Below are 23,522 nucleotides of genomic sequence, written 5' to 3' on the forward strand. Positions count from 1 at the left end.
TCGATGCTAGTTCTGCGGCGGGTGGAAAGCAAGGTTTTTCAGGAGAAAATCAGGAGAAAACCAGGTCCGCTCCGGCCGAAATCGCGCTGCCTGCGAGTTCGGCGTCGCGGTGTCACGGCGCGCCGTCTGGACCGTTATCAGGTCGAGATGCGACCATGTGCCCATGCGACAGCGGATACTAGTGGTGGACGACGACGTGGCTTTGGCCGAAATGCTGACCATCGTCTTGCGCGGAGAAGGGTTCGACCCGGTTGTCGTCTCCGACGGCAGCAAGGTGTTGCCAGCGGTTCGGGAGCTGCGCCCGGACCTGGTGCTCCTCGACGTGATGCTCCCCGGGCTCAACGGCATCGACGTGTGCCGCCAGGTGCGGGCCGAGTCCGGCGTCCCGATCGTCATGCTCACCGCGCGCACCGACACTATCGACGTGGTCGTCGGCCTTGAGTCTGGCGCGGACGACTACGTGATGAAGCCGTTCAAGCCGAAGGAGCTGGTGGCCAGGGTCCGGGCCCGGCTGCGGCGCAACGAGGTGGCCGCGCCCGAGGTGCTGACCATCGACGACGTCGAGATCGACGTGCTCGCCCACCGGGTGAGCCGGGGCGACCAGATCATCTCCCTCACCCCCCTTGAGTTCGACCTGCTCGTCGCGCTCGCGCGCAAGCCCCGCCAGGTGTTCACCCGCGAGGTCCTGCTCGAACAGGTGTGGGGCTACCGCCACCCGGCGGACACCCGGCTGGTGAACGTCCACGTGCAGCGCCTGCGCGCCAAGGTCGAAAAAGATCCCGACGCCCCGCGCGTCGTGCTCACGGTGAGGGGTGTCGGCTACAAGGCCGGCCCGCCCTGATCTGGGGTCGCGGCCCAGATGGCGCCTCGCTGCGTTGCTCCGCTCCTCGTGTACCGGCTCGTTCCTCGCTGGGCCCGTGCGCGTCGTCCCGGTGCGCCTTGCGATGCGTCCATCTGGATCCACGATGACTCAGCATGGAATCAGGCCCTTTCGGAATGGTTGCCATGCTTCACTGGATCTATGACTGGAGTTGAAGGCGCGTGATCGGGGGAAGTCGTCGCTTACAGCACGGTCCCGCCACCTTCTTGACCTGGCTGGAGCGCGCCTCGCGGGTTGTCGGGCGGCGTTGGCGGCGTTCGCTGCAGCTGCGGGTTTTGGTGTCCGCGATGGGGCTGTCCCTGGCGTTGATGCTGGTGCTCGGGTTCTTCTTGTCGAGCCAGATCGCCGACCGGTTGCTGACGCAGAAGATCACGGCGGCCTCGGACGAGCTCGCCCGCGCGCGCGCCACCGTCGAGAGCGAGCTGGCGGGCATGGGGGAGTCCGAGGGGGTGGAGAGCAGGATGCGGGCGGTCCGGCTCCGGCTCTCCGATCCCGGTTCGGCGGCAGGCCTTGCCGGGGTGTTCGACTCCGTGATCATCGTTCCGGAGAACGGCACGCAAGGGAAGGTCGTCCTCGGGCCGAGCCAAACGGTGAGCGAGGCCTTGCAGGACTTCGTGCGCTCCGGGCAGGTCAGCTACACCTATGCCACCGAGCCCGCGCAGGACGGGGGGACGCGGCCGGTGCTCGTCATGGGCACCCCGATGGCCACCGGGGCGGTCGGGGTGCAGCTCTATCTGATCTTCCAGCTGTCCAACGAGGAGTCCACGCTCAATCTCGTGCAGCGCAACCTGATCACCGGCGGGCTGGTGCTCTCCATCCTGATGGCTGCGGTGTCGATGTTCGTGGCGAGGCAAGTGGTGCTGCCGGTGCGCCAGACCGCGCGGATCGCGGTCAGGTTCGCCAACGGCAGGCTCGACGAGCGGGTGCCCGTGCGCGGCGAGGACGATTTGGCGCGTCTGGCGATGTCGTTCAACGAAATGGCCGAAAGCTTGTCCAGGCAGATCGTCCAGCTGGAGGAGTACGGCCAGCTGCAGCGGCAGTTCACCTCCGACGTGAGCCACGAGCTTCGCACGCCGCTCACCACGGTGCGCCTCGCCGCCGATCTCATCCACGGCTCCCGCGACGAGCTCTCGCCGGCTTTGGCCCGGTCCTCGGAGCTGCTGGAGGCAGAGCTGGACCGGTTCGAATCCCTGCTCACGTCGCTCCTGGAGATCTCACGGCACGACGCCGGGGTCGCGGACCTCTCCGCCGAGCAAGTCGACCTGCGCCGTTGCGTCTATGCCGCCGTTGACGTCGTCGAGCAGGGGGCGAAGAGCTCGGGCACGGTGATCCAGCTCGACCTCCCGGAGACGCCGGTGATCGCCGAGGTGGACCAGCGCCGCGTGGAGCGAGTGCTGCGCAACCTCTTGGCCAATGCCGTCGACCACGGCGAGTCGCGTCCGGTGCAGGTGAAGATGCGGGCCGACACCGACGCGGTGGCGATCACCGTCCGGGACTGGGGCGTCGGCCTCAAGCCCGGCGAGGAAAAACTCGTCTTCAACCGTTTCTGGCGGGCAGACCCGTCACGTGTGCGCCGGATGGGCGGCACCGGCCTCGGCCTCGCGATCAGCTACGAGGACGCGCGGCTGCACCAAGGCCGGTTGGAGGCCTGGGGCGAGCCGGGCCGGGGGGCCTGTTTCCGGTTGACGCTGCCGTTGGTGCGCGGGCACAAGGTGGTGGGCAGCCCGCTGCCGCTCAAACCGGCAAGCCCGCAACGTATTCCGTCTGCCCACGAACTCCGCGAGGTGCTCGCGGATTCCCCGCCGCTCAGGGGCAAGACAGATGAAGAATGATGGGGACAGACGAGTGACACGACAGCCCTCCTTCCAGTTCCGCGCGGTCCTTCTGGGCTTGTGCGTGGCGCTTCTCGCGTCGTGCGCGACCATCCCGACCGGCAGCCCGCCGCACGCGCTCGGCCCCGTGCAGCGCGCCGCGGGAGCCCAGGACACGATGGCCGTCCCCGAGCCGTCCCCAGGCATGTCGCCCGAGACGCTGATCCGAGATTTCTTGAAGGCCTCGGTCGATCCGGCCGCCCGGCACGGGAAGGCTCGCGAGTTCCTCACCGAGGAGGCCGCGCGCACCTGGGACGACTCGCCGGGGGGCACGATCATCGACACGATCGACGTGCTCCTGCCCGAGGACCAGAACGAGCACCAGGCCGACCGGATGCGCTTCCAGATCCGCGCGATCGCGATCGGGCACATCGAGTCCGACGGAGTCGTCGGCCGGGACGACACGGCCGTGGCCCGCCAGATCGAAGTGACCCGAGTGCGCGGGGAGTGGCGGATCAGCTCGCTCGACAAGGGCGTGCTGGCGGACGCCAAGCAGTTCCAATACCGCTACCAGCGCCGCAACCTGTACTTCTTGAACCCGTCGGGGGCGCAGCTGGTGCCAGACCCCCGGTGGGTCTCCGGCGATCCGACAGCGCTCGCCGAGCAGCTCGTCCAGCTCCTCATCAACGGGCCGAGGCCGCTCTTGTCGAGCGCGGTGCGCACGCAGTTCCCCCAGCACGCGGCGTTGCGCTCGCCGGTCGCGCGGGTGGCCGGGCAGCCGGGGAATCCCAACGCCCACGGGCTGAGCATCGATTTCAAGGGGCTCGGAGAGCTCGACCAGAAAGGAAAGCAGCTCCTCGCCGCGCAGGTGATCTGGACGTTGGCCTCGGCAGGGATCACCGGCCCGTATTTGATCTCGGTCGGCGGGATACCGGTGGAAGACCGGTTGAGCGCGGGATGGACGACGAACGACGTCGGGCCGTGGGACCCGACCGGGGAAAGCTCCGGGAACACGATGTACGCGGTGTACGGGGGGACCTTGGCGCGGGTCACCGACCGAGGGGTGCAGAAGGTCGCCGGGGCGCTCGGCGTAGTGAACTCGATCCTCACCGCCGCCGTGAACGACCAGGAGAGCTACGCGGCGGCGGTGGTGAAAGGCCCGGACGGCTCCGCGCAGCTGATGGTGGGCCCGCCGGACAAGACGGTGAACTTGGGAGCGACCGCCGAGCACACGATGACCAGGCCGACATGGACCCCGGACGGGTTGAAGGTGTGGACGGTGCTCGACGGCTCCGTTGTGGCCTGCGCGAGCGTCGACGCGAACGGCCAGCTGACCCGTTCCGACGTGGACATCTCAGAGCTCGGCCGCACCCCGCAAGACGGCCCGATCACCGAGCTGCGGCTGTCCCACGACGGCGTGCGGGCCGCGCTCGTGGTGGGCGGCAGGCTCATCACGATGAACGTCCGCCAGAACGCGGAGGGCGGCTACTCGTTGACCGACGCGCAGTCGCTGCTCACCTCGAACCCGGAGCACCCCGTGCAGGTGACGAGCGTCGACTGGGGCGCGGGCGACGTGCTGTACGTGGCGCAGGCGCTCGCAGGCCCCCCGGGGCTCGAGCCCCCGGTGCTCGAAGTCCCCGTCGGCAGCCCGTTCTCCACCCCGATCCCGACCCGGAACCTCACCCCGCCGATCTCGTCCATCACCGCCTCGTCGACGATGATCTATGTGACGGACTCCCGGGCTGTGCTCCAGCTGCGCAGGAACGGCGGCCCGGAGGATTTCTGGAAAGAAATACCGATGCTGCACGGGACGCTTTCCACCATCATCCTGCCGAAATAGCGTCTCCGGGGTCCGTGCGGCGATCTGCGGCGTTGCGGCGGCCCTCGTGTGTGCCTCCGCTCCCTAACACACCACGGGCCGCCGCGCCTTGCATCTCATCCACACGGGGCTCCCCGGATACTTCCATGCGATGTGGTCGTGTTCCGAAAAATGAGGTCCGGTTTTTGTCGGTGCTCTGGCGCACCATGGCGGCATGGATTTCCTGGAGGGGTTGCAATGGGCCGGCCGGTCGGTGCTCGATGTGCTCGTGCCGCAGGAGTGCGGCGGCTGCCGGGCGAGGGGCGTGGCGTGGTGCGATTGCTGCGATCGGGAGACAAGTCCGCGCCCGCGCCTTGTGCGCCCCGAGTTCGATCCGGGCGTGCCGGTCTATTCGAGCGGGCGATACGGCGGAGCGCGCCGCTCTGCCGTGCTCGCCGCGAAGGCGCACGGCCGTCGCGACATGGGGGGTGTCCTTGGAGAGCGCCTGGCCCGCGTCCTTGCCGAGTTGCGCCGCCGAGACGTGCTTCCCCCAGGGCGGGGGTTGCGGCTCGTGCCCGCGCCGTCGCGCGCCCGCGTGTCGCGGGCGAGGGGAGGGGACCCGGTGCTCCGGATGGCCGCCGCGGCCTCGGCGATCTTGCCGAGGACCGATGTCGAAGATCTGCTCCGCTACCGGATCGGCGTTCGCGACTCGGTGGGGCTCGGGGCTTCGGAGCGGTTCGCGAATGTCCGGGGCAGGGCCAGGGTGCGCGCGCGTCCGAGCCCTGCCGTCGGGCGGTCGACGGTGCTCGTCGACGACGTGCTCACGTCGGGGTCCACGGCGTGCGAGGCAGTTCGCGCGCTCGCCGGGGCGCAGGTTTTTGTCGCGGCGGTCGTTGTGGTCGCAGGCTGAGCAGACATCGCTCTGAACAAAGAATGACGTCGAGTTAATCACTCGCCGACGGGCCGGGGTGGCAAGATCGCGAAAATGCGACTACCGTCACATGTAGCGGACATGGCGACAAGTCCGAATCGGACCGCCTGTTCGCTGCCTAGAGGCCGCGCGCAGGGCCGCGCCGACCGAGGCCGGAGAACTCAGGAGGTTCGAGAATGACCCAGCAGTTGGCAGCCAGGCAGGACACGGCGCGTGTCAATGGGGAAGACACAGGCGCGGAGGCCGAATCCCATCCAAACATCGTGGTGACCGGTCGTCGGGTCGTCGTCCCCGAGCATTTTCGGGAACATGTCGCGGAGAAGCTGTTACGTCTGGAGAAGTTCGACTCGCGCTGCCACAGGGTCGAGGTGGAGCTCGCCCATGAGACGAACCCCCGGCAGTCCAAACAATGCCAACGAGTCCAGTTGACCGTGCTCGGCAGGGGTCCGGTGGTCCGCGCCGAAGCCAGGGCGGAGAACTTCTACGCCGCTTTGGAGCTCGCGGGGGACAAGCTGATGGAGCGGCTGCGCCGCAGCAAGGACCGCCGCCAAGTGCACCAGGGGCAGCACCGGCCGACCTCCGTCGCCGAGGCGACGGCGAGCGGCTTCGTCGCGCAGGCCCCCTCGCCGAACGGGGTCGCTCCGCATGCCGGGCCCGCTCCCACCGGGCTTGTCGCGGAACAGGCCGAGGGGGGCGTCCCGTCCGGGGCGCCGCAACTGGAGCAGTGGGACGTCGAGGTGGACAAGGAGCCTTCCGGGCCGGGCCAGATCGTCCGGGTCAAATCGCACCCCGCCGCCCCGATGAGCGTTGACGAGGCGCTTTCGCACATGGAGCTGGTCGGCCACGATTTCTATCTCTTCCACGACGAGGCGACCGGGCTGCCTTCGGTGGTGTACCGCAGGCATGCCTTCGACTACGGGCTGATCCGATTGGAACAATAAGGGTCGAGCGCTCTTCCTGAGGTGTCCAGGCGGATGAGATGCGAGGCAGCAGGAACCGACGTGCACGGAGGCGGCTATGGGCACACGAGGTTCCGATAACGCCGCAGATCGCCGCCTGGCTCTCAGGAATTACGAGTTCGCGTCGCGCCAGCGCAGGGCCTCGTTGAGGGTGGTGAAGTCGTAGTCGGGGCCGCCGACGCCGACGGTGAAGAGCGTGACTCCCGCCGCGAGGAAGTCGTCGGCCACGCTCGGCGCTTGCGCGGGGTCGACGGCTTTGATGACGGTGCTCCCCGAACCCGGCCAGTTCATCGAGCGCTCGATCTGCGAGACGTCTCGGCCGACAGCCGCGCCGTGCTCTTCGAGCACCGCGCTCTTGCGGACGAACTCGGGCAGCGGGAGGAAGCTGTGCCAGATGTCCGCGTGTTTGGCCACCTCGCGCAGAGTCTTGCGCTCGCCGCTGCCGCCGATCAGGATCGGCAGCGGACCGACAGGCGGGGGGTTGAGCTTCGTGAGGCGGGCTTTGACCCGGTCGAGGCTGTCCGCGAAGAGGCCGAGCCGGGAGCCTGCGGTGCCGAACTCGTAGCCGTACTCGTCGTAGTCCTTCTCGAACCAGCCCGCCCCGACACCGAGGACGACCCTGCCGCCGGAGATGTGGTCGACGGTGCGGGCGATATCGGCGAGGAGATCGGGATTGCGGTAGCCGAGGCAGGTGACCAGCACGCCGAGCTCGACATGGGAGGTCTGCTCGGCCCATGCCGCGAGCAGCGTCCAGCCGTCGCCGAAGTGCGTCCCGTCGGGGTCGCCGTGCAACGGGTAGAAGTGGTCCCAGTTGAAAATGACGTCCACGCCCGCGTCTTCGGCCCGTGACACCGCGTCGCGGATCGCGTGGTAGTCGTGGGCGTGCTGTTGCTGGAGTTGCACACCGATGCGGATCTTGCGGGCCATGGCTGCGCCTTTCAAAGCGGTGGGTCGGGGCGTGCCCCGAGCATAACGCGCCCAGCCGGCTCCGTCCCCTAGTATGGATGCGTTCGCCGGATATTGCTCCGGCTGGAGAAAACCGCCGGGCAGGGGATAGGAACTTGCCTGGCGACGAGAGAAATGGGTGCCCAGGTGTCGTTGCTCGACAGGCTGCTGCGAATCGGAGAAGGCCGGGCGATCAAGCGTCTCGGCAACGTCGTGAGCCAGGTCAATGCTCTCTCCGACGAGTTCGAGAAACTGACCGAGGCCGAGCTCCGGGCGAAGACGGACGAGTTCAAGAAGCGGCACGAGGACGGCGAGAGCCTCGACGACTTGCTGGTCGAGGCGTTCGCCACCGCTCGGGAGGCCTCCCGGCGAGTGCTGTCGCAGCGCCACTTCGACGTGCAGGTCATGGGCGGCGCGGCGCTGCACTACGGCAACATCGCCGAGATGAAGACGGGCGAGGGCAAGACCCTCACCTGTGTCCTGCCCGCGTACCTCAACGCCTTGACGGGCGAAGGCGTGCACGTCGTGACGACCAACGACTATCTGGCCAAGCGCGACTCCGAGTGGATGGGCCGCGTGCACCGCTTCCTCGGCCTGAACGTCGGCGCCATCCTGGCCGGGGGCGGCTCGGCCCGTCGTCGGGAGTCGTACCACGCCGACATCACCTACGGGACGAACAACGAGTTCGGCTTCGACTACCTGCGCGACAACATGGCCCACAACGTGAACGACCTGGTGCAGCGCGGCCATTCGTTCGCCATCGTGGACGAGGTCGACTCCATCCTCATCGACGAGGCCCGCACCCCGCTCATCATCTCCGGCCCGGCCGACTCCTCCTCGAAGTGGTACGTGGAGTTCGCCCGGATCGCCGAGCGCATGCAGAAAGACGTGCATTACGAGGTGGACCTGCGCAAGCGCACCGTGGGGGTGAGCGAGGCGGGCGTCGGCTTCGTGGAGGACCAGCTCGGCATCGGCAACCTCTACGAGGCGGCGAACTCGGCGCTGGTCAGCTACCTCAACAACGCGGTCAAGGCCAAAGAGCTCTTCATCCGGGACAAGGACTACCTGGTCCAGAGCGGGGAAGTGCTCATCGTCGACGAGCACACCGGCAGGCTCCTCGTGGGCAGGCGCTACAACGAAGGCCTGCACCAGGCCATCGAGGCCAAGGAGAACGTCGAGGTCAAGGCGGAGAACCAGACCTTCGCCACAATCACCTTGCAGAACTACTTCCGCCTCTACGACAAGCTCGCGGGCATGACCGGCACCGCCCGGACCGAGGCGAGCGAGTTCCAGCAGATCTACAAGCTCGGCGTGGTCTCGATCCCCACGAACCGGAGCATGGTCCGCGCCGACCAGGCCGACCTCATCTACCGCACGCAGGACGCGAAGTTCGACGCCGTGGTGGAAGACGTGGCCGTGCGGCACAAGAAGGGGCAGCCGGTGCTCATCGGCACCACGAGCGTGGAGCGCTCCGAGACGCTCTCGCGCCTCTTGAAGAAGCAGGGCGTGCCGCACACCGTGCTCAACGCGAAGTACCACGAGCAGGAGGCGGCGATCATCGCCCGCGCGGGCAAGCTCGGCGCGGTCACGGTGGCGACGAACATGGCGGGCCGAGGCACGGACATCGTGCTCGGCGGCAACGTCGACGTCATCGCCGACGAGCGCCTGCGCGAGCAGGGCCTCGACCCGGTCGGCACCCCCGAGGAGTACGAGGCCCAGTGGGAGCCGACGCTGGTCGAGGTCAAGCAGGAGGCCGAGGAGGAGGCGAAGAAGGTCCGCAAGGCGGGCGGGCTCTATGTCCTCGGCACCGAGCGCCACGAGTCCCGCCGGATCGACAACCAGCTCCGAGGCCGCGCAGGCCGCCAGGGCGACCCGGGCGAGTCGCGGTTCTACCTCTCCCTCGGCGACGAGCTGATGCGCCGGTTCAACCAGGGCATCTTGGAGTTCGCGCTGCGCAGCGGCGGGCAGCCCGACGACGTCCCGCTCGAGCACAAGCTCGTGACCAGGGCGATCAAGACCGCCCAGACCGATATCGAGCAGATGAACTTCGAGAGCCGCAAGAACGTCCTCAAATACGACGACGTGATGAACGAGCAGCGCAAGGTCATCTACGCCGAGCGCAGGCGGATCCTCGAAGGCGAGGACCTCGGCGACCAGGTGCAGCACATGGTCACGGACACGATCACCGCGTACGTCAGCGGCGCGACCGCAGAAGGGTACGCGGAGGACTGGGACCTCGGCGCGCTGTGGGCGGCGCTGCGCACGCTCTACCCGGTCGGGATCGCTCCGGAAGAGGCCGTCCCGACCGACAAGAAAGGCCAGCGCAAGGACGTGAGCTCCGAGGAGCTGCTCGAAACGGTCCTCGAAGACGCCCGCTCGCACTACAAGAAGCGCACCGAGGAGATCGACTCCGTCGTCGGCGAGGGCGGGATGGCGCAGCTGGAGCGGATGATCATGCTGCAGGTCCTCGACCGGAAATGGCGCGAGCACCTCTACGAGATGGACTACCTCAAGGAGGGCATCGGCCTGCGGGCGATGGCCCAGCGCGACCCCTTGGTCGAGTACCAGCGCGAGGGCTTCGACATGTTCACCGGCATGCTCGACGGGCTCAAGGAAGAAGTGGTCGGCTTCCTCTTCAACGTGAACGTCACTGTGGAGACCCCGCCCCAGCAGGGCCAGGCGCCCGCCGATGCGGCCCAGGCCGAACAGGACCCCGCCGCGCCGGAGGAGCATCCCCAGCTGCAGGTCGGCGGCGCGGCCGAGCCCGAGTCCGAGCCCGAGGAGGCGCTCACCTACACGGCTCCGGGCGAGGACGGCTCGGCTGTGGTGAGCCGCAGCCCCGCGCCGGGCGAGCTCCCTTCGAGCACGCGCCGGGAGCGTCGTGCCGCAGCTCGGAGGCAGGGACGGTGACGCAAGCGTCCGAGCCTTCGCCGGGCCAGGCGAAGGAGCCTTGGCGGGTGTTCGTCCCCGCGACGTTGGGCCTCTTGGCCCAATGGCTGGAGTCCGGCGAGATCAGGCCCCGGTCGGGCACGGCGTTCGCGGTCACGCCCGCCTTGCGCGAGGCGTACGCCAGCGGCGACGAGGAGGAGCTCGCCGAAGTGGCGCTGGACGAGGCCGCGCTGGCTTCGTTGCGCCTGTTGTCCGAGGAGGAGGGCGCAGCCCCGTCGTTGCGCGTGGTGCTGGTCCTGGAGATCCCCGAGGTCGAGCTGCGCCCGGACCTCGACGACGCGGTGGCGCGGGTGGGAAGCCCGATCGGGCTCGACGCGGTCGACTGCCTCTACGTCGACCTGCTCTCGGCGAAAGACGTCGTGGCCAAGGCCGCCCTGGTGGTCGACTCGGCGGACCTCGGCGACCCGGACGCGGAGCACGTCGTGGCGGACGCCCAGGACGAGCCGCTTGCGTGGTACGCCTCGACAGAGTTGTCTTTAGTGCTGCATTTGGCCGATTGACCCCGGCCCAGCGGGCGGTCTCGGCTCCTCGCGTATTGCGTTAATCGCTCGTCGGCGTTGCTGGCTAGACTCGGCCTATGAGTTTCAAAGCGTGGCTCGAAAAGCCTGCACAGCACATTCCGACGCGGAACTGGGGCGTGAACATGGTCCGGGGCGCCGCCGCCCGGCTCTCGCATCCGCTGTTGCCGGACGACTACGCACAGCTCTTCCATCCGCTGTGGTCGGCGCGCGAGCTGCGCGGCCAGATCATCGACGTCCGCCCGGAGACGGCGGACTCGACCACATTGGTGATCCGTCCGGGCTGGGGGTTCGACCCGAGGTTCGTCCCGGGCCAGCATGTCGGCATCGGCGTGCGGATCGACGGGCGGTGGGTGTGGCGCTCGTACTCGCTGACGAGCGTTCCGACGTACTCCATCCGCAACCGGGCGTTGCACGCCCCGCTGTCGGTGACAGTGCGCGCGGTGCCGGAGGGCAGGCTCTCCACGCACCTGACTTCGGGGGTGCGGCCCGGGACTGTGGTGCGGCTGCAAGCCCCCGCAGGGGATTTCCGCCTGCCGGACCCGCTGCCCGAGAAGGCGTTGTTCATCACGGCGGGCAGCGGGATCACCCCGGTCATGTCGATGCTTCGCTCCCTCGCGCGCCAAGGCATGCCGATCGATGTCGCGCATGTGCACTCGGAGCGGACCGAGGCGGGGGTTATTTTCGGCTCCGAGCTGCGCGAGCTCGACGAGAAGTTCCCCGGCCTGCGCCTCCACCTCCAGCTCACCGGCACGCAAGGGCGCCTCGACGAGCAGCGGCTGGCCGAGCTCGTCCCGGATTGGCAGGAGCGGCGGACGTGGGCCTGCGGGCCTCCCGAGCTGTTGGATTCGCTTGTCTCGTGGTGGTCCGCGGCAGGCGTGGAAGACCGCCTGAAGATGGAGCAGTTCGCGTTGCGCCGCAAGGGCGCGACGGAGGGCTCCGGCGGGTTGGGCGGCGTGATCCGGTTCGCCCGCTCGAAGAAAGAAGCGGATGCGGACGGGGCGACGACGATCCTCGAGGCGGGGGAGGGCGTTGGTCTCGTGCTGCCCTTCGGCTGCCGGATGGGCATTTGCCACACCTGCTCCGCGCAGCTCTCCGAAGGCACTGCGTGTGATCTGCGCAACGGTCACATCTACGAGGAGGGCGAGCGCATACAAACGTGCTGCACCACGCCTGTTGGTAACTGCGTTATAGACCTATAGTCGTCAGTGGGACTAGTCACATAGCGCAAGCGGTAGTCACATAAATGGGTGACATTCTCTAGTCTTGGGCACAGTCCAGGCTTGGGCACGCGCTCCCCTTCCGAGCGCGAGGCGAAAAACTTTCGGAGGCCGATATGGCGATCAGCGACATCAAAGAATTCGCGCACCTCACCGAGGCGGACGTGGAGGCGATCGGGCTTGAGCTCGAAACCATCCGCAGGGAGGTCGAGAGCGCCCGTGGCGAGCGGGACGCCCGGTACATCCGGAACGTGATCCGTTTCCAGCGCAGCCTGGAGCTCGTCGGGCGCGTGGCGCTGACGGGGAGCCGTCGCCGAGGGCTCTGGTGGTTCGGGACGGCTGTGCTCGGTCTCGCGAAGATCGTCGAGAACATGGAGATCGGCCACAACGTCATGCACGGGCAGTGGGACTGGATGAACGACCCGGAGATCCACTCCAGCGCGTGGGAGTGGGACATGGTCGGATCCTCGGCCCATTGGAAGCAGCAGCACAACTACACGCACCACACGTACACGAACATCATCGGGATGGACGACGACGTCGGCTACACCCTGGTCCGGGTGACCAGGGACATGCCGTGGAAGCCGATGAACCTCGGCAACCTCGTCTTCAACGCGCTGCTCTGCGCGGGCTTCGAATGGGGGGTGGGCATGCAGCACCTCCACTTGGCGAGCGGGATGGTGAAGGACGGCGTCAAGCTCCCGTTCAAGGAGGGCATCAAGCTTCCGCAGATCCAGAAGCGGATCGGCGAGTTCCGGCATAAGGCCGTCCGCCAGATCGTGAAGGACTACGTGCTGTTCCCCGCGCTGACCGGGAAGGCGTTCCGCTCGACCCTGACCGCGAACGCGACGGCGAACCTGATCCGCAACGTGTGGGCGAACGCGGTGATCTTCTGCGGGCACTTCCCGGACGGCGCGGAGAAGTTCACGACGGCGGACGTGGAGGGCGAGACCAAGGGCCAGTGGTACCTGCGGCAGATGCTCGGCTCGGCGAACTTCGACGCGGGGCGGGTGTTGGGCTTTTTGAGCGGGCACTTGTCGCACCAGATCGAGCACCACATCTTCCCGGACCTGCCGAGCAACCACTACCACGAGATCCAAGTCAAAGTGCGGGCGTTGTGCGAGAAGTACGACCTGCCGTACACGACGGGCTCGTTCGCGAAGCAGTACTTCTTGACGTGGCGGACCATCGCGAAGCTCTCGCTGCCGGACCGCTTCTTGAAGGCCACGGTCGAGAACGCCCCGGAGACCTCGTCCGAGTTGCGTTTCCGGGTGGACGGCGAGCCCGCGAGGCCGACGGTCGACCCCGTGACGGGCGTCCGGCGCGGCCTGAAGACCGCATACGAGGCGAGCAGGCCCGTGTGGGCCAGGGCGCTGCGGACGGTCCGCGAGCGCGTCGGCGGCTCCGCCTCGGGCCGGACCAGCGCCCGCCCCGCTCGCGCGGTCTGACGACGTCCATCTCTGAAGGGAGTCGATATGGCGATCAGCGACATCAAAGAGTTCACGCATCTCACGGCGGCCGACGTCGAAGCCATCGGCGAAGAGTTCGACGCCATTCGGCGTGAGGTCGAAAGCTCGCTCGGCGAGCGCGACGCCGGCTACATCCGGGGCACGATCCGTTTCCAGCGGACACTGGAGCTCGTCGGACGGGTTGCCCTGATCGGCAGCCGGAACCGGGCGCTGTGGTGGATCGGCGCGGTCACGCTCGGGATCGCGAAGATCGTCGAGAACATGGAGATCGGGCACAACGTCATGCACGGGCAGTGGGACTGGATGAACGACCCCGAGATCCACTCCTCCGCCTGGGAATGGGACAACACGTCCTCTTCCGCCCACTGGAAACACCAGCACAATTACTTGCACCACAAGTACACGAACATCGTCGGGTTGGACGAGGACGTCGGCTACGGCGTCGTCCGGGTGACCCGTGACGAGCCTTGGCGGCCCGCACATCTCGGCAACCTGCTGTGGAACAGCCTGCTGGCCGGGCTTTTCGAGTGGGGCGTGGCGTTCCAGCACATCAGCCCGAACGCCGCCGCGGGCATGGAGGCCAAGACTGCGAGCTGGTACCGCTCCGAGGAGGGCAAGCACAAGGTCAAAGAGGTCGCGCAGAAGGTCGGCAGGCAGGTCGGCAAGGACTACGTGCTGTTCCCCGCGTTGACGGGGAAGGCGTTCCGGTCCACGCTCACGGCGAACGCGACCGCGAACGTGATCCGGAACTTCTGGTCGAACGCGGTGATCTTCTGCGGGCACTTCCCGGACGGCGCGGAGAAGTTCACCACCGCCGAGATCGAGAACGAGACCCAAGGGCAGTGGTACCTGCGGCAGATGCTCGGCTCGGCGAACTTCACCGGCGGCCCGGTCTTGCGCTTCTTGTCAGGCAACTTGTGCCACCAGATCGAGCACCACCTGTACCCCGACATGCCGAGCAACCGGCTCTACGAGGTGTCCAAGCGGGTCCGGCAGATCTGCGAGAAGTACGACCTGCCGTACACGACGGGCTCGTTCGCGAAGCAGTACTTCTTGACGTGGCGGACCATCGCCAAGCTCTCGCTGCCGAACCGTTTCTTGACCGCTACGAGCGACAACGCGCCGGAGACCTCCTCGGAGCTGCGTTTCCGAGGGCTGGAGGAACCTCCCGCCGCTGCGGCGGAGGGGAGCGCCGAGCACCGCGTCGGGCTCAGGACGGCGTACGGCCTCACTCGGCCCGAGTGGCAGAAGCGGCTCATCAGAACGGCGCGGAGCCTCCCAGGGGTCGAGCCCGCGCATCCGGCGTTGGCCGCGCATTGACCCCAGTTCGGTCTTCGCGGGCGCTTCCGCGACGCACGAGGCGAGGGCAAGATTTTATTCCTTGCCGTATAATTCGGTCGGGCGCAGCGCCCACCACTTGGAAAGGTCGATATGGCGATCAGTGACATCAAAGAGTTCGCGCATCTCACGGAGGCCGACGTCGAGGCCATCGGTCGCGAGCTCGACGCCATCCGGCGCGATATCGAAGACGGACGAGGGGAGCGCGACGCCGGCTACATCCGGGGCACGATCCGTTTCCAGCGGATGTTGGAGCTGGTCGGTCGCGCGGCGCTGGTCGGCAGCAAGCGCAGGCCGCTGTGGTGGTTCGGCGCGGTCGCGCTCGGGGTCGCGAAGATCGTCGAGAACATGGAGATCGGGCACAACGTCATGCACGGGCAGTGGGACTGGATGAACGACCCGGAGATCCACTCCTCCACCTGGGAGTGGGACATGGTCGGCGTGTCGGCGCACTGGCAGCACACGCACAACCACCTGCACCACAAGTACACGAACATCCTCGGCCTCGACGACGACATCGGCTACGGCACGATCCGGGTGACCCGCGACGAGCCGTGGAATCCGGGCCATCTCGCCAACCTGTTCTGGAACACCCTGTTGACCGTGTTCTTCGAATGGGGCGTGGGGCTGCAGAGCGTCTCGTTGAGCGACAAGAAGATCGCCGAGATCGAGGACGTGGCGCAGCGGGAGCAGGCCAAGAAGCGCCGTCGCGAGTCGATCGGCAAAATTCGCCGCCAGCTCACGAAGGACTACGTGCTGTTCCCGGCGTTGACGGGAAAGGCGTTCCGCAAGACGCTCACCGCGAACGCGCTGGCGAACGTGATCCGCAATATCTGGTCGAACGCGGTGATCTTCTGCGGGCACTTCCCGGACGGCGCGGAGAAGTTCACCCAGACGGATGTGGAGAACGAGACCCAGGGCCAGTGGTACCTGCGGCAGATGCTCGGCTCGGCGAACTTCGACGCGGGGCGGGTGCTCGGGTTCCTCTCCGGCCATCTCTCCCACCAGATCGAGCACCACATCTTCCCGGACCTGCCGAGCAACCACTACCACGAGATCGCCGCGAAGGTGCGCGCGCTCTGCGAGAAGTACGACCTGCCGTACACGACGGGCTCGTTCGCGAAGCAGTACTTCTTGACGTGGCGGACCATCGCGAAGCTCTCCCTGCCCGACCGCTTCTTGAAGGCCACGAGCGACAACGCGCCGGAGACCTCCTCGGAGCTGCGCTTCCGCGTGGCGGGAGAGCCCGCGAAGCCGCAGATCGACCCGGTGACCGGCGTCCGCCAAGGCCTCAAGTCGGCGTACGAGTCGACGAAGCGCAAGGCTCGTCGCGCCGCTGCGCGGGCCAGACGGGCCGCGAGCGCCGTCGAGCACCGCTTCGCCTGAGGCCTCCGGCCTGCGCTAGAAGGGTTTTGTCGGCAGGTACTTGCCGTCGAGCGTGATCACCGCGCGGTGCCCGCCCTCGGGGTCCGCCACTTTCTGCACGTCCAGTTTGAAGTTGATCGCGCTGACGATGCCGTCGCCGAACTGCTCGTGGATCAGCGCTTTCAACGTCGTGCCGTACACCTGCACGATCTCGTAGAACCGGTAGATGGTCGGATCGGTCGGCACCCCGCCGGGGATCGAGCCGCGCAGGGGGATGGTCTGCAGCAGGAGCGCGTCGTCCTCGTCGAGGCCGAGGAGCTCTGCCACTTTTTTCGCGGCCTCCTCGGGGAGGGCGTGCTGGCCGAGGACGGCGGCGGTCACGAATGCGGTCGAGAAACCGGCAGCGTCGGCGATCTCCTGCCAGGTGAGGTTTTTCCGGATCTTTGCCTCGACCGCGGCGAGCGCGAGCGCTTCGCGCGCGGCAGGGTCGAATTGGGCGTGCGGCATCGTGTTTCCTCCTGCTAGAGCCCCAGGTCGGAAAGACCGGGGTGGTTGTCGGGCCGCCGTCCGAGCGGCCAGTGGAAGAGGCGCTCGGCCTCGGTGATCGGCAGGTCGTTGATGCTGGCGTGCCGGTGCGTCATCAGACCGTCCTGGTCGAACGCCCAGTTCTCGTTGCCGTAGGAGCGGTGCCAGTTGCCGGAGTCGTCATGCCATTCATATGCGAACCGGACCGCGATGCGGTCGTCCGTGTGCGCCCACAGCTCCTTGACGAGCCGGTAGTCCAGCTCGCGGTTCCATTTCCGGGCGAGGAACGCCACGATCTGCGCCCGTCCGGACAAGAACTCGGCCCGATTGCGCCAATGGCTGTCCGGCGTGTAGGCCAGCGAGACGCGTTCGGGGTCGCGGGTGTTCCAGCCGTCCTCGGCCGCGCGGACCTTGACCAGCGCGCGCTCGCGGTCGAACGGGGGAAGGGGAGGGCGCTGCTCGGGCATGGGGCCAGCTTATGCCGATATCCCGACGCTGCGCATCAGCTCGCGCACGGCGGTCACCCGCTCCTGGTCGGGCAACTCGTCGAGCAGGCATTCCGGGTCGGCGGGCGGCCCGAGATGGCCGCAGCCCCGGGGGCATTCCTCCGCAGCCTCCGCGAGATCGCTGAAGGCCCAGATCACTTGCTCGGGCGTGACATGGCCGAGCCCGAAGGAACGCACGCCGGGCGTGTCGACGACCCACCCGCCCTCGGACAAGGGAAAGGCGCGGGCGTCGGTGGAGGTGTGCTTGCCCTTGCCGATCCTGGTCAGCTCTCCGACCACGCGGTTCGCGCTCGGCGCGAGCCGGTTGACGAGCGTGGACTTGCCGACCCCGGAATGCCCGAGGAGCACGGTCAGCTCCTCCTCGAACAGGCCTTCCAGCTCGGCGAGGTCGTCCTCTTGGCCGCAGCGCAGGATGTCCAGCTTGAGGCCGTTGAACTCGGCTTCGAATTCGGCGGGGTCGGCGAGGTCGGCTTTGGTGATCGCGAGCCGGGGGACGATCCCCTCCACGTAGGCGGCGACGAGGGCCCGCCGCACAAGGCCGACGCGCGGCGGCGGGTCGGCGGCGGCGACGACGATGAGCAGCTGGGTCGCGTTGGCCACCACGACGCGCTCGCGTGTCGTGGTGGCGCCGTCGTCCTCCGCTGTGCGGCGCAAGGCCGAGGTGCGATCGTCCACGCGGACGATCCGCGCGAGCGTGTCCGGCGCCCCGGACACGTCCCCGTCGAGGTGCACGCGGTCGCCGACCGCGACTCCCCGCCGTCCCAGCTCTCGTGCGCGCACCGTGGCGACCAGGGTTTCCTCGCCGTCCAACGCGCAGAGCTGGCGCCCCCTGGCGATGCCGACGACCATGGCAGGCTTCGCCTCGGCGTGCTCCGGCCTGCGTTTGGTGCGCGCCCGGTTCGGCGCGCCCGGTCGCAACCGGACATCGGACTCGTCGTAGCGGCGCAGGTCGTGCCCTCGTTTCAGGATCTGGCTCCTGCCGTCGCGCACATGTCGGCCCACAGATCGGCGAACCCTGGCAGCGTCTTGCCCGTGCATTCCACGTCGTCCACCTCGACCCCGGGGACCTTGAGGCCGATGATCGCGCCTGCTGTGGCCATGCGGTGGTCGGCGAAGGCTTTCCAGAGCCCTGCGCCGAGCGGCTTCGGGGTGATCGCCAGGCCGTCGTCCAGCTCGACGCACTGCCCGCCGAGCCCATTGATCTGCGAGGACAACGCGGCGAGCCGGTCGGTCTCGTGTCCGCGCAGATGCGCGACGCCGCGCAGATAGGAAGGGGAGGAGGCGAGGGCCGCGAGCGCGGCCACCGTGGGGGTGAGCTCCCCGACATCGCCCAAGTCCACATCGATCCCGTTCAGCACGCCCGTTCCTTCGACGGCGAGCCATCCGTCCTGCAGCCGCACGGTCGCGCCCATATCGGCGAGGATGTGCCGGATCTGGTCGCCCGCCTGTGTGGTGCTCGTCGGCCAACGCGGGACCCGCACCTCGCCCCCGGCCACGACAGCGGCGGCGAGGAAAGGGCTCGCGTTGGAGAGGTCGGGCTCCACCAGCCACTCGCGGCCGAGGAAGGAGCCGGGCGGAATGCGCCACACATGCTGCTCGGGCCGCTCGACCTGGACGCCGAACTCTTTGAGCATCTCGACAGTCATTTCGATATGCGGCGCGGAGGGCAGCGGCCCGCCGACGTGGCGGACGACGAGCCCTTCCTCGTACCTCGCCCCGGAGAGCAGCAGGCCGGACACGAATTGTGACGACGACGACGCGTCCACGGCGACTTCGCCGCCTCGGACCGAGCCTTGGCCGTGGACGACGAACGGCAGCGAGTCCCCGTCCACAGCCACGCCGAGGTCGCGGAGCGCGTCCAAGATAGTGGCGAGCGGCCTCGCGCGGGCTTGCTCGTCGCCGTCGAACGAGACCGGCCCCGTGGCGAGCGCCGCGGCCGGAGGCAGGAACCGCATGACTGTGCCCGCCAAGCCGACGTCGACCGAGGCCTCGTGCAGCGGGCCGGGGCTGATGTCCACTGTGGTCTGGTCCTCGTGGACCGCGACGCCCGCGCCCATCTGCCGCAACGCGTCGAGCATGAGGTCGGTGTCGCGGCTGCGCAACGTGCCGACGACCCGCGACGGCGAGGAGGCGAGCGCCGCGAGCACGAGCGCCCGGTTGGTGATGGACTTGGAACCGGGCAGGTCGACAGTCGCGTCGAGCGGGCCGTCGACGGCCGGGGCTTCCCAAAAGCTCACCAGGCCATTGTCGCAGTCCGCGCGGCGCTCGCGGCGGGCGGGGCGCGGTGGTCTGTCAGAACGCGGCCCGGCGAGTCGCGGGGGCGGGGGAACAATTCTCGACCCTGGAGTGTTTCCCAGGGACAGGAAAGGAGACCAGACGCAATGCCCCTGCTATGCCCCGAGCGTTCTGCGCTCGCCCCGGAATTCGAAAAGAACGCAGCTGCGGTAAAATTAAGACATGCGCCGTCTACCATGCGTCCGCAGCCAGCGGGCGGAGTCCGAATGTCTGTGAAGGATCCGGTCGACGATCCGTCCGCGCGTTCCAGCCAGTCCCAGGCCGAGCTCAGCCGCCGTTTCGAGCAGGAGGCCATGCCGCTGCTCGACAAGCTGTACTGGGCCGCGATGCGGATGACGCACAACCCGCAGGACGCGGAGGACCTGGTGCAGGAGACCTACATCAAGGCGTTCGGGGCGTTCCACACGTTCGCGGAGGGGACGAACCTCTCCGCGTGGCTGCACCGGATCCTCACGAACACGTACATCAACTCCTACCGCAAACGCCAGCGCCAGCCCGCGCAGTACCCGACTGACGAGATCACCGATTGGCAGCTCGCCGAAGTGGCGAACCACGATTCCACCGGGCTGCGCTCGGCAGAGGTGGAAGCGCTCGACACCCTTCCCGACACGGAGATCATGAAGGCGCTGCAGTCCTTGCCGGAAGATTTCCGGATGGTCGTCTACTACGCGGACGTCGAAGGGTTCCCATATCGCGAGATCGCAGAAATCCTTGAGATCCCCATCGGGACGGTCATGTCCCGATTGCACCGAGGCAGGAAGCAACTGCGCAACCAGCTCGCGGGCCTGGCCGCCGAATACGGCATCGGGCCGGAGGCGCGGCGGGCGCGGCATGTCAACAATGAAGTCGAAAGTGAAGAGGTGGCGAGTTGAGCAGCAGGGACGAGGAGTCGGAGGTATCCGGTCTCGACATCACCGCGATCGAGCGGGCGCAGCTCAGAGCGATGCAGCGCGCCTTCGAGCCCCTCGACACCAAGCTCGCGGAGACTCTGAAGAGCTTCGACTGCGGGGGAGCGATTCCGAAATGCCGCGAAGAGGTCGAAGCGCTCTGGATCGTCGCGGACGGGGGCTGCGACATCAAACTCCGCGAACGCCTTGAGGCGCACTTCTCGAATTGCTCCTCCTGCCACGCTCAATACGAGGTGGAGATACGGATCAAGGAGCTGCTCTCGAAGAAGTGCAAGTCCGAGCCGTGCGCGCCGGAAGGCTTGAAAGACAAGCTCCGAGGCGAGATCCGAGACATGCTCAGCATCTCGCATCCCCGTGTCGAGGCCGCGCCCGACGTCGTTGACTAATCGTCGGCTATCAGCTGTTTGGCCGCTTGCCGTGGTTGGCCTTGCTCTTGCGCCGGTCGCGCTTCTTACGTCCTCGTTTTGCCATACTAAAAGAATGACACATCAGGCCGACACAGACCAATTCGGGGGGTCGAAGGGGTGTTCGGGGGTCTTGTGGCGACGCTGAGCGAATTGCTCGTCGAGCGCACCAGGCTCACCGGGGACCAAGTCGAACATCTCAAGAGGCTTGTCGCAGAGTGGCAACTGATCTCCGACCTCGCCTTCGCCGACTTCCTCCTGTGGGTGCGCCAGGACGCGCCCTCGGCGTTCGAGGGGGAGGACCCCGACCGCCAGGAGTACTTGGGCGGCCTCGGCAAGCGGGTGGTGTGCGTCGCGCAGTGCCGTCCGACCACGTCCACCACGTTGCTGCCGGGGGACATGGTGGGCACCGAGGTGGGCGAGCCGCTCGCGAGCCAGCTGCACCGAGGGTTCGAAGAAGGACGGATCATCGAGCCAGAGGACCCGATGTGGCTGGAGTATGTGCCGACCCGGAGGGAAGTCGTCCCGGTGCACAAAGACGGCGAGGTGATCGCTGTCGCGACCCGTTACGTGAATTTGCTGCAGCCGCGCTCTGCGGGCAACTTGGAGACGGCGTACACGAGCGCGGCGGACGCCCTGTGCCAGATGGTCTGCGACGGGTCCTTCCCCGATCCGGTGGACAAAGGCCCCGGCCCGAGGGCAGGCGACGGGTTCATGCGCCTCGCCGAGACCGGGGCTATCACGTACGCCAGTCCGAACGCCTCCTCCGCGCTGCGCAGGCTGGGCTGGGAGGGCACGTTCATGGGCTCGGATCTCGTGGAGATCCTGCGCGCGACCGCGCCGGACTCGCTCGCGGCAGAGGACTCCGCCACGGCGCTGGCGGGCGTGCTCCGGGGCGAGGCGGCCGACGCCCGGATCGAGGCGGAGGCGAACGGGGCTGTCACGCAGTGGCGCGTGGTCGGGCTCAGACAGCTGGTGGAGATGGCGGGGGCGGTGGTCCTGCTTCGCGACGTCACGGAGCTCCGCCACCGTGATCGCGCACTGATCAGCAAAGACGCGACGATCCGCGAGATCCATCACCGGGTGAAGAACAATCTGCAGTCCGTCTCGGCGCTGCTGCGCATGCAGGCGAGGCGCACCGCGAACGCGGAGGCCCGGCAAGCGTTGGAGGACTCGGTCCGTCGTATCGGCTCGATCGCTTTGGTGCATGACGCGTTGTCCATCTCGGCGGACGAGCATGTCTCGGTCGACGACATCGTCGACAAGCTCATTGTGATGCTTTCCGAGCTCTGCGCGCCGGGGACGAGCATCTCGGTGCGCCGCCAGGGCAGGTTCGGCTTCCTTGAGGCGGAACGGGCGATGTCGCTCACCACGATTCTCACCGAGCTGGCGCAGAACGCCTTGGAGCACGCCTTTCAGCCCGGCGACAAGGGCGAGGTGGTGATCTGGGCGGAGCGAAAGGGCAAATGGCTCAGCGTCGAGGTGGCGGACAGCGGGGTCGGCTTTCCCGAGGGGTTCGACCCGAAAGAGACGAAGCGGCTCGGGCTGCGGATCGCCGCCACCCTCGCCGAGTCGGAGCTGCAGGCCTCGCTCGAGCTGGGCCGCAGCAAGCTCGGCGGCTCGTCGGCGAAATTCCACGTGCCGGTGAACCCCGTCGCGGGCCGTCGCTGGTCTGCGGAGCGCTAGGCGGACGCGCTCACGCCGGGGAAGCCCGCTTCGCCGAGGCCCGCGCCGCGCCGTATGCGGCGAGCGCGGCGCCGAATCCGCCGATCACGAGGCCGACGACGGCTTGCGTGCTCATCGTCTGCCCGGCGAAGGCCCAGCTGAGGAACGAGGTGGTCGCGGGGACGGCGAGGAAGAGGGTCGAGACCGAGCTCGCGGGCAGCGTGCGCAGCATGTGGTTGAGCAGCAGGAACACTCCGAGGGAGTTCACCAGCACGATCCACAGGACGGCGCCCGCGAACCTCGTCGTGTCGGTGACCTGCGGATGCTCGAACAAGAAGGTCGCGGCGAGCCCGAGCGGAGCGGAGGCCGCGAGCTGGACGGCGGTCCCCGAGACGACGTCCACCCCAGAGACGAACCGCTTCTGCCAGTACGTGCCGACGCTGATCCCGGCGAGGCCGAGGAATGCGGAGGCGACAGCGACAGGGGAGAAGGCGAGCCGGTCCTCGATCGCGATCACGACGCCGACGATCCCGATGGCGAAGCCGAGCCATTGGGCTTTGGTGAGGCGCTCGCCGAGCGTGAGGGCCGCGAGCACCACCACGATCATGGAGGACAAGCCTTGGATCAGCGCGGAGACGCCGCCGCCGAGCCCATGCGCCATGCCGTAGTAAAAGCCGCAGAACTGAATGGCGTGCATGAAGACGCCCGCGAACACCGTGTGCGCGAGCGTCTTGCCGCGAGGCCACCTCGAACGCAAGGCGAACGCCAATGCGGTCAGCAGCAGCGCGGCGCAGGCGAATCGCAGGAAGCACAAGAGCAGGGGCGTCCCGGCCCTGGTGCCGATCACGCCCGCGACGAAGGCGCTGGACCACGAGACGACGAGCACCGGGCCCTGGACCGCCTCGGCGAGCGCGAGATGGCGCGGTTTGGGGCGGGTCCCCGGCTCGGCAGAGAAGGCTATTCCGTTCGCTGCCGCCTCCATTGTCTCGATTGTCTCGGCCTGGCCCCCGTGAGCCTCTTGGTGTGCGACCATGCC

22 protein-coding genes are annotated in these 23,522 nt (G+C 67.8%); 14 read left to right on the forward strand and 8 right to left on the reverse strand.

From position 1 onward, the window contains the following. Window positions 1-6: 6 nt before the first annotated feature. Complete coding sequence (locus ACRC20_RS12910) at window positions 7-165, reverse strand: hypothetical protein (RefSeq protein ID WP_438686786.1); 159 nt, start codon at window positions 163-165, stop codon at window positions 7-9. Here ACRC20_RS12910 and mtrA point away from each other — a divergent pair. The 5 genes from mtrA to hpf all read left to right on the forward strand — a co-directional run bounded on the left by mtrA (window position 164) and on the right by hpf (window position 6,361). Beyond that, window positions 164-841 (forward strand): MtrAB system response regulator MtrA, encoded by a 678-nt coding sequence (mtrA, locus tag ACRC20_RS12915; RefSeq protein WP_438686787.1) that lies wholly within the window; start codon window positions 164-166, stop codon window positions 839-841. The two genes, ACRC20_RS12910 and mtrA, sit on opposite strands and share 2 nt — an antisense overlap. Window positions 842-1,041: 200 nt before the next feature. Beyond that, window positions 1,042-2,712 carry an MtrAB system histidine kinase MtrB gene (gene mtrB, locus ACRC20_RS12920; protein WP_438686788.1) on the forward strand — a complete coding sequence of 557 codons (1,671 nt, stop codon included), beginning with the start codon at window positions 1,042-1,044 and terminating at the stop codon, window positions 2,710-2,712. 13 nt (window positions 2,713-2,725) lie between these two features. Then, the gene (gene lpqB / locus ACRC20_RS12925) at window positions 2,726-4,531 is read left to right on the forward strand and encodes an MtrAB system accessory lipoprotein LpqB (protein WP_438686789.1); all 1,806 of its coding nucleotides are present in this window, start codon (window positions 2,726-2,728) and stop codon (window positions 4,529-4,531) included. Window positions 4,532-4,724: 193 nt separating this feature from the next. After that, window positions 4,725-5,399, forward strand: coding sequence for a ComF family protein (locus ACRC20_RS12930; RefSeq protein ID WP_438686790.1), 675 nt, complete (start codon window positions 4,725-4,727; stop codon window positions 5,397-5,399). 197 nt (window positions 5,400-5,596) lie between these two features. Further along, window positions 5,597-6,361, forward strand: a complete 765-nt coding sequence (hpf, locus tag ACRC20_RS12935) for a ribosome hibernation-promoting factor, HPF/YfiA family (RefSeq protein ID WP_438686791.1) — start codon at window positions 5,597-5,599, stop codon at window positions 6,359-6,361. Between the two features lie 129 nt (window positions 6,362-6,490). Here hpf and ACRC20_RS12940 read toward each other — a convergent pair whose 3' ends face one another. Then, window positions 6,491-7,306, reverse strand: a complete 816-nt coding sequence (locus ACRC20_RS12940) for an LLM class F420-dependent oxidoreductase (RefSeq protein WP_438686792.1) — start codon at window positions 7,304-7,306, stop codon at window positions 6,491-6,493. 171 nt (window positions 7,307-7,477) lie between these two features. Here ACRC20_RS12940 and secA point away from each other — a divergent pair, with 171 nt between their 5' ends. The 6 genes from secA (at window position 7,478) to ACRC20_RS12970 (ending at window position 16,204) form a co-directional block, all read left to right on the forward strand. Further along, the gene (gene secA / locus ACRC20_RS12945) at window positions 7,478-10,234 is read left to right on the forward strand and encodes a preprotein translocase subunit SecA (protein ID WP_438686834.1); all 2,757 of its coding nucleotides are present in this window, start codon (window positions 7,478-7,480) and stop codon (window positions 10,232-10,234) included. Further along, entirely contained in the window at window positions 10,231-10,773 is a 543-nt protein-coding gene (locus ACRC20_RS12950; RefSeq protein ID WP_438686793.1) for a DUF6912 family protein, read from the forward strand. Before secA ends, ACRC20_RS12950 begins: the two co-directional genes overlap by 4 nt. Before the next feature lie 77 nt (window positions 10,774-10,850). Then, the gene (locus ACRC20_RS12955) at window positions 10,851-11,993 is read left to right on the forward strand and encodes a ferredoxin reductase (RefSeq protein ID WP_438686794.1); all 1,143 of its coding nucleotides are present in this window, start codon (window positions 10,851-10,853) and stop codon (window positions 11,991-11,993) included. Window positions 11,994-12,127: 134 nt separating this feature from the next. Continuing rightward, on the forward strand, window positions 12,128-13,459 hold the full coding sequence (locus ACRC20_RS12960) for a fatty acid desaturase family protein (protein WP_438686795.1): 1,332 nt from the start codon (window positions 12,128-12,130) through the stop codon (window positions 13,457-13,459). 27 nt (window positions 13,460-13,486) lie between these two features. Next, on the forward strand, window positions 13,487-14,800 hold the full coding sequence (locus tag ACRC20_RS12965; RefSeq protein ID WP_438686796.1) for a fatty acid desaturase family protein: 1,314 nt from the start codon (window positions 13,487-13,489) through the stop codon (window positions 14,798-14,800). A gap of 111 nt (window positions 14,801-14,911) precedes the next feature. Beyond that, entirely contained in the window at window positions 14,912-16,204 is a 1,293-nt protein-coding gene (locus ACRC20_RS12970) for a fatty acid desaturase family protein (RefSeq protein WP_438686797.1), read from the forward strand. Between the two features lie 15 nt (window positions 16,205-16,219). Here ACRC20_RS12970 and cynS read toward each other — a convergent pair whose 3' ends face one another. Genes cynS through aroA form a run of 4 tightly spaced genes read right to left on the reverse strand, consistent with a single transcriptional unit; the run spans window position 16,220 to window position 19,451 of the window. Beyond that, window positions 16,220-16,690: a cyanase gene (gene cynS, locus ACRC20_RS12975; protein ID WP_438686798.1), complete on the reverse strand. Its 471-nt coding sequence runs from the start codon at window positions 16,688-16,690 to the stop codon at window positions 16,220-16,222. Between the two features lie 14 nt (window positions 16,691-16,704). Continuing rightward, a complete protein-coding gene (locus ACRC20_RS12980; protein WP_438686799.1) occupies window positions 16,705-17,175 on the reverse strand; it encodes a DUF1348 family protein in 471 nt (156 codons plus the stop codon). A 9-nt stretch (window positions 17,176-17,184) separates the two neighbouring features. After that, entirely contained in the window at window positions 17,185-18,216 is a 1,032-nt protein-coding gene (gene rsgA, locus ACRC20_RS12985; protein ID WP_438686800.1) for a ribosome small subunit-dependent GTPase A, read from the reverse strand. Next, window positions 18,177-19,451 (reverse strand): 3-phosphoshikimate 1-carboxyvinyltransferase, encoded by a 1,275-nt coding sequence (gene aroA / locus ACRC20_RS12990; protein WP_438686801.1) that lies wholly within the window; start codon window positions 19,449-19,451, stop codon window positions 18,177-18,179. Before aroA ends, rsgA begins: the two co-directional genes overlap by 40 nt. 264 nt (window positions 19,452-19,715) lie before the next feature. On the opposite strand from aroA, the gene ACRC20_RS12995 reads away from it, so the two are divergent. After that, entirely contained in the window at window positions 19,716-20,381 is a 666-nt protein-coding gene (locus ACRC20_RS12995) for a sigma-70 family RNA polymerase sigma factor (RefSeq protein WP_438686802.1), read from the forward strand. Next, window positions 20,378-20,803, forward strand: a complete 426-nt coding sequence (locus tag ACRC20_RS13000) for a zf-HC2 domain-containing protein (protein ID WP_438686803.1) — start codon at window positions 20,378-20,380, stop codon at window positions 20,801-20,803. The genes ACRC20_RS12995 and ACRC20_RS13000 overlap by 4 nt, the downstream gene beginning before the upstream one ends. A 10-nt stretch (window positions 20,804-20,813) precedes the next feature. Here the strand turns inward: ACRC20_RS13000 and ACRC20_RS13005 are convergent, their stop codons facing one another. Then, window positions 20,814-20,888: a 50S ribosomal protein bL37 gene (locus ACRC20_RS13005; RefSeq protein WP_148223600.1), complete on the reverse strand. Its 75-nt coding sequence runs from the start codon at window positions 20,886-20,888 to the stop codon at window positions 20,814-20,816. 68 nt (window positions 20,889-20,956) lie between these two features. On the opposite strand from ACRC20_RS13005, the gene ACRC20_RS13010 reads away from it, so the two are divergent. Continuing rightward, on the forward strand, window positions 20,957-22,507 hold the full coding sequence (locus ACRC20_RS13010; protein WP_438686804.1) for a sensor histidine kinase: 1,551 nt from the start codon (window positions 20,957-20,959) through the stop codon (window positions 22,505-22,507). Between the two features lie 10 nt (window positions 22,508-22,517). Here ACRC20_RS13010 and ACRC20_RS13015 read toward each other — a convergent pair whose 3' ends face one another. Then, window positions 22,518-23,519 (reverse strand): DMT family transporter, encoded by a 1,002-nt coding sequence (locus ACRC20_RS13015; RefSeq protein WP_438686805.1) that lies wholly within the window; start codon window positions 23,517-23,519, stop codon window positions 22,518-22,520. Window positions 23,520-23,522 lie beyond the last annotated feature (3 nt).

It is taken from the genome of Segniliparus sp., assembly GCF_051660745.1.
GTDB lineage: Bacteria > Actinomycetota > Actinomycetes > Mycobacteriales > Mycobacteriaceae > Segniliparus.